Here is a 6,456-nt window from a genome sequence, read left to right as displayed (position 1 = left end):
AAAACTACGTCAGACTTAAACTGAACCGCCGTATACCGAACGGTACGTACGGTGGTGTGAGAGGTCGGAGGCTAGGCGCCTCCTCCTACTCGATTGTTCCTGCCATTAGTAATCTATCGGGGGGTAGATCTACCCGAAGAGCCTGAATGTTCAGAAGTAGGTTACTGGTTATAATTAACGTTTTGTGCTGTTGAATCGAAGAATATTTACGTTTTGCACATTCCTTTTTCTATGTGCATAAATGGATCTGAACAAAAAATAATGAATGTTTCTTTCGTAAATAAGCAGTGAATCGTCTTATTAATAAGTAATTAGTAACAAACGATTACAAATAAAATTAAATTGGTAGATAATTTTAATTTTTTTGTAATATTTTGAAGGGAATAACATATTTTAGTCGAATATAATCATATTATCCTTTTGCGAGGTTGGAAAGGAAGGTGGTTTTAAGCTATTAAACTGCTGTTTTTTTGGTTTTTCCGAGGAGAAAGAATAAAATGTGCAAGCGGTTTGCTAATTGTTCTAGTAAATGCACTTTAAAACTTCTAACTAATCCTCGCAGAAAATTTTCGGAATGGACTAAGCCGGCAGTTGATAGACGATAAAAAAAGAGGGTCCTAGAGTAGGGTGACTCGATAAGTAAACATAAAAGAGGGGGAAAATGTTTGAAAAAGTCTAAATTTTCAGTACTGTCATTGTTTTTAGTTATGATACTTGTACTGGCCGCGTGTAATGGAGGTTCGAAGGAAACTTCGAATGAAAAAGAAGAAGGAACGAGTAAATCAACTGGACCGAAAGTTTTAAATGTAAATAACTCATCTGAACCAGGTTCACTTCACCCTGCTAAAGCACAAGGTACACATGATTCATGGATTCTAAATCATACGTTTGAGGGGTTGACTAAGAAAACGGAGGAAGGGAAAATTGTCCCTGCCGTTGCAGAATCATGGGAAAGTAGCAAAGATGGTAAAACATGGACTTTCAAATTGAAAGATGGTTTGAAATGGTCGAATGGGGATCCGATTACTGCTAATGATTTTGAATATGCGTGGAAACATGCCTTGAATCCTGATACGGCTGCCGACTACGCTTACCAGCTTTATTATCTTAAAGGCGGAGAAGCATACAATGGCAAAAAGGGTAAGGAAGAGGATGTTGGTGTAAAGGCTACGGATGATCTTACATTAGAGGTTATCTTAGAAGAGCCTACTCCATACTTCCTAGATTTAACATCTTTCTATGCGTTATTTCCAATCAATAAAAAAGTCCAAGAAGAAAATCCTGATTGGGCTCTTGAGGCAGAAACGCATGTTTCAAATGGTCCGTTCAAGTTAACCGAATGGAAACATAAAGAAAGCATCAAAATCGAGAAGAATGACAATTATTATGATAAAGATAAAATTAAATTGGATGCTGTGAATTTTGCCCTGATAGAAGATGAGAACACTGCATGGCAAATGTATGAAAATGGTGAACTAGATCTAGCATATCCACTTCCAGTGGACAAACAAGGCCAACTGGTAAATTCCGGAGATAAGGAATTCCAAAATGGTCCAGATCTTGCTGTGTATTATTACAACTTAAATACTAAAGTAAAACCGTTCAATAATATTAAGGTCAGAAAAGCTTTATCCATGGCTATTGACAGAAAAATGATTACCGAAAATGTTACTCAAGGTGGCCAACAGCCGGCATATGGAATCGTCCCACCGGGGATACCTGATGCAACTGGTGACTTCCAAGAAAATACCGGAAATCTATTTGATGAAAATGTAGATGAAGCTAAAAAGTTATTAAAAGAAGGTCTTGCTGAAGAGGGTATGAAAAAAATGCCTGACTTCTCCATTTTGTTTAATACATTAGATGCCCATAAGAAGATTGCAGAAGCTGTCCAAGAAATGTGGCGTAAAAATCTAGGTGTTGAAGTCAAATTGGAAAATGCTGAATTCCAGGTTAAATTGGACCGAGAAAAAGCAGGGGACTTCCAAATTTCACGTGCCGGCTGGATTGGTGATTATGTCGATCCAATGACATTCATGCTTTGGGAGACGGATGGTGCTTACAATGACGCCGACTGGTCTAACAAGGAATACGACAAGTATCTTAAGGAATCTAAAACAGCTATGAAGCCTGAAGATCGTATGCCTATTCTACACAAGGCTGAAAAACTATTAATCGATGAAATGCCGATTATTCCAATCTACTTCTATACGAAACCATATATGGTTAAATCAAATGTTACAGGGATTTATGCACCGATCAACGAGTATCCTAGCTTTATTTATGCAGATAAAAAATAAAGGCAAGATAGTGATGGGAGGTATGTCCATATAGGGACATACCCCATTTTTCAGTTGAAAAATTCATGAATTCATTTCTGCTTTAAACTTCTATGAAAACGAGAATTGAGGTGATTACCATGTTGAGATATACGATAAATCGATTAAAATGGGCGATTATAACTTTATGGGCGGTCATTACAATCACTTTTATCATTATGCATTCTATACCAGGAAATCCTTTTGCCAAAGAAGGGGTAATGCCCCCTGCTGTTTACGATAACCTACAAGCTCACTATGGGTTGGATAAACCGTTATTAACACAATATGGAAATTATTTATTGGAAGTACTTCGGTTTGATTTTGGTCCTTCTTTAAAATCATCATCCATATCTGTGAATGATTACATAGTGAACGGATTCCCAGTATCCTTACACCTAGGTGCGCAAGCGTTGGCAATAGCTATCTTTTTTGGGCTGATCTTAGGAGTGATAGCTTCTTTATATCGAAATAAATGGCCTGATTATCTTTCGATGATCATTGCGATTGTTGGGATATCTGTTCCTAACTTTATCTTAGCTACAGTTTTGATAAATTATCTTGCTATTGAATTCAAAATTCTTCCTGTTGCTACTTGGGCAACATGGAAACATACGATATTGCCTTCCATTGCCTTATCGATGATGCCGCTCGCTTTTATTGCAAGATTGATGCGGACGAGCATGTTAGAAGTCATGGGTCAGGATTACATATTGACGGCAAAGGCCAAAGGGTTGAAACGGAGTAGCGTCATTATCAAACATGCGATCCGAAATGCCATATTGCCTGTCATTACGATCCTCGGTATACTGACGGCTAATATTGTCACGGGAAGTTTCATTATAGAACGTATTTTTGGAATTCCTGGGATGGGTGAGATGTTCGTCAAAGGAATCTTCAATCGGGATTACCCGGTTATTTTAGGTTCCACGATCGTGTATAGTGCCATATTAATTGTATTGATTTTCATAGTGGATGTTGCCTATACGTTGATTGACCCGAGAATTAAAGTGACGGGGGAGAGTAAATAATGGCAGAAAAAGTGCATTTAACTGAAGATATGTTCTCGCCCGCAGAAGATAATTTCAAGGAAGCAGAAAAGATTTCCCGACCGACTGTATCATTTTGGTCCGATGTATGGCGGAGGTTCAAACAAAATAAATTGGCCATGACTGGATTCATCCTTATTGTCCTGTTAGGGTTGATGGCCATTTTTGGTCCTTATATGAACGGATACTCATATTACGAACAAGATTTCGCCAAAAAGAATCTTAGACCAAATGCTGAGCATTGGTTTGGTACGGATACAGCTGGGAGAGACCTATTTACAAGAGCTTGGTATGGGGCAAGAATATCCTTATTCATTGGATTGATGGCAGCTCTCATCGACTTCATTATAGGGGTCATTTATGGGGGCATTTCGGCGATACGAGGTGGACGCACAGACAATTTAATGATGCGGTTTGCTGAGGTTATTTATGCAATTCCATACTTATTGATGGTTATCTTAATGATGGTCGTTTTAAATCCAGGTATCTTACCGATCATCATCGCGATGACGATTACAGGGTGGATTCCCATGGCACGATTGGTTCGAGGACAAGTATTACAGCTGAAGGAAAATGAATATATTCATGCAGCGACTATATCCGGAGCTAACACAAATTGGAAATTGAGGAAACATATGATTCCCAATACAATGGGTCCGATCTTAGTGAATTTAACTTTGACAGTTCCTTCAGCAATATTTGCTGAGGCGACATTAAGCTTTTTAGGGCTGGGTGTCCCAGCTCCACAGGCTAGCTGGGGGACGCTGACAAGTGATGCTTTAGGAAGCATTTTAGTCGGTAACTTCTATCAGCTTTTAATTCCAGCCATCCTAATTTCCATCACGATGTTTGCCTTCAATGTAGTGGGTGATGGTCTTCAGGATGCACTGGATCCAAAGCTTCGGAAATAATAGAGTCCTAAACATATAGATATTGAACTAGAATAGGAGGGACGAGGATGGGGAACTTATTAGAGGTCAATGATTTACACATCACCTTCCATACGTATGCTGGTAAAGTTCAGGCTGTTCGCGGCGTTGACTTTCAAGTGAAAAAAGGGGAAGCCATTGGGATAGTCGGGGAGTCAGGGTGCGGAAAAAGCGTAACGGCGAAATCGATTATGAAGTTATTAGAAACGCCCCCGGCGCAGTATGGTAATGGATCGATCATATTTAATGGTAAGGATCTCGTAAAAGCGAGTGAAAAGGATATGCAAAGCATTCGAGGGAATGACATCAGTATGATATTTCAAGATCCGATGACTTCACTTAATCCGACTACAAAAATAGGGACCCAGATTATGGAGTCTATTTTAAAACATAAGGATATTTCTCGAAAAGAGGCATATGAAAGAGCACTTGAAACGTTAAAATTGGTTGGCATCCCGCAACCTGAAAAAAGGTTGCAGCAATATCCGCATGAATTTTCTGGTGGGATGCGGCAGAGGGCGATGATTGCGATAGCCCTTGCCTGCGATCCACAATTATTAATTGCAGATGAACCGACAACTGCACTGGATGTCACAATCCAAGCTCAAATACTAGAACTTATGAAAGACATCCAAAAGAGGATGAACACTTCCATAATATTAATTACCCATGATTTGGGTGTGGTCGCGGAAACTTGTGATCGTGTGATCGTCATGTATGCAGGAACGGTTGTGGAAACGGGTACGGTAGAAGCTATATTCGCAAACCCCCAGCATCCCTATACTAAGGGTCTGCTCAAAACTGTTCCAAGGCTTGATATGGAAAAAACGGATCCATTGGTTCCAATCATCGGATCTCCTCCTGATTTATTAGATCCACCAAAGGGTTGCCCCTTTTATCCTAGATGTGAATATGCGATGAAGGTATGCAAAGATCATGATCCGGAACTTGAAGAGGTGGAAGTAGGACAGACGGCAGCATGCTGGCTACATCATCCGATGGCAAAGGCAACAAGAGTTCAACCAACGACCAATGTATAAAGGAGGAGAGTCATGGTATCACTAAAAAATGTGTCATTAAAAGAAAAGACCCTCAGCAAAAGGACTCCTCTTGTTGAAATAAAAAACTTAAAGAAATATTTTTCTATTGGTTCAGAATCCTTAAAAGCAGTGGATGGATTGGATTTAACGATATTTGAAGGAGAAACGGTCGGGCTTGTTGGGGAGAGTGGTTGTGGTAAATCAACGGCAGGTAGAACGATTACACGACTATATGAGCCGACAGATGGTGAAGTTCTTTTTCAGGGAAAAAATATTTTTGACTATAAACAAGGAGAAATGTCGCAGGTCCGAAGGGAAATCCAAATGATATTTCAGGATCCGTATGCTTCATTGAATCCACGTATGAAGGTAGAGGAACTGATTGGTGAACCTCTTGCTATTCATGGGATTTTAAAAGGCAAAGAAAAAAAGAAGCGAGTGGAGGACTTGCTAAAGCTTGTCGGATTAAATCCAGAACATATCAGCCGGTTCCCCCATGAATTTAGCGGTGGACAACGTCAGCGTATCGGAATCGCGAGAGCATTGGCCCTAAACCCTAAATTCATTGTTTGTGATGAACCCATATCGGCCCTTGATGTTTCTATACAAGCCCAGGTCGTAAATTTACTTAAAGAATTGCAAAAAGATATGGGATTGACTTATTTATTCATTGCTCATGACTTATCAATGGTAAAGTATATCTCAGACCGTATTTTAGTTATGTACTTAGGGAGAATGATGGAACTCTCTGACAGTGATTCCCTAACGAAGGATCCGCTACACCCGTATACCCAGGCTTTACTTTCCGCTGTCCCTATTCCAGATCCAACGATTAAGAGGGAACGGATTGTTCTACAAGGAGATGTACCCAGCCCGATTAATCCACCCAGCGGCTGTGTGTTCCGGACTCGTTGTCCGAAAGCCATGGAAGTGTGCTCTAGTGTTATACCCGAATGGAAGGAACAAAAACCAGGGCATTTTGTTGCTTGTCATCTATACTGGTAACTCAATAAAGAAGGCCGGTTGGGTGCTGCACCCCAAAAGTTAGAGTTAAAAACTAACTTTTGGGGTGTTTTTTTTGGTGAAATATAATACGGAATTTAAATTCAAACTTGTTCAA

Annotated in this window: 5 protein-coding genes; all 5 read left to right on the top strand. The window is 39.8% G+C overall.

Going from position 1 to position 6,456, the window contains the following annotated elements; genetic code table 11:
* Window positions 1–665 precede the first annotated feature (665 nt).
* The 5 genes from ACIQXN_RS21480 to ACIQXN_RS21460 all read left to right on the top strand — a co-directional run bounded on the left by ACIQXN_RS21480 (window position 666) and on the right by ACIQXN_RS21460 (window position 6,341).
* Complete coding sequence (locus tag ACIQXN_RS21480; protein WP_402971596.1) at window positions 666–2,300, top strand: peptide ABC transporter substrate-binding protein; 1,635 nt, start codon at window positions 666–668, stop codon at window positions 2,298–2,300.
* 119 nt (window positions 2,301–2,419) lie between these two features.
* A complete protein-coding gene (locus tag ACIQXN_RS21475) occupies window positions 2,420–3,349 on the top strand; it encodes an ABC transporter permease (RefSeq protein WP_402971592.1) in 930 nt (309 codons plus the stop codon).
* Window positions 3,349–4,278, top strand: a complete 930-nt coding sequence (locus ACIQXN_RS21470) for an ABC transporter permease (protein ID WP_402971589.1) — start codon at window positions 3,349–3,351, stop codon at window positions 4,276–4,278. Before ACIQXN_RS21475 ends, ACIQXN_RS21470 begins: the two co-directional genes overlap by 1 nt.
* 47 nt (window positions 4,279–4,325) lie before the next feature.
* Window positions 4,326–5,336, top strand: a complete 1,011-nt coding sequence (locus ACIQXN_RS21465) for an ABC transporter ATP-binding protein (protein WP_402971585.1) — start codon at window positions 4,326–4,328, stop codon at window positions 5,334–5,336.
* 12 nt (window positions 5,337–5,348) lie between these two features.
* Complete coding sequence (locus ACIQXN_RS21460) at window positions 5,349–6,341, top strand: ABC transporter ATP-binding protein (protein WP_402971582.1); 993 nt, start codon at window positions 5,349–5,351, stop codon at window positions 6,339–6,341.
* Window positions 6,342–6,456: the final 115 nt, after the last annotated feature.

The organism is Peribacillus sp. NPDC097295, assembly GCF_044761665.1.
In the GTDB taxonomy this organism is placed as follows: Bacteria; Bacillota; Bacilli; order Bacillales; family DSM-1321; genus Peribacillus.
This window is presented reverse-complemented; position numbering and strand designations above follow the sequence as displayed.

What these genes read in the sequence shown, in the direction of transcription:
- ACIQXN_RS21460 (WP_402971582.1), top strand. Translation starts at nt 5,349, where the DNA reads ATGGTATCACTAAAAAATGTGTCATTAAAAGAAAAGACCCTCAGCAAA.
- ACIQXN_RS21470 (WP_402971589.1), top strand. Translation starts at nt 3,349, where the DNA reads ATGGCAGAAAAAGTGCATTTAACTGAAGATATGTTCTCGCCCGCAGAA.
- ACIQXN_RS21475 (WP_402971592.1), top strand. Translation starts at nt 2,420, where the DNA reads ATGTTGAGATATACGATAAATCGATTAAAATGGGCGATTATAACTTTA.
- ACIQXN_RS21465 (WP_402971585.1), top strand. Translation starts at nt 4,326, where the DNA reads ATGGGGAACTTATTAGAGGTCAATGATTTACACATCACCTTCCATACG.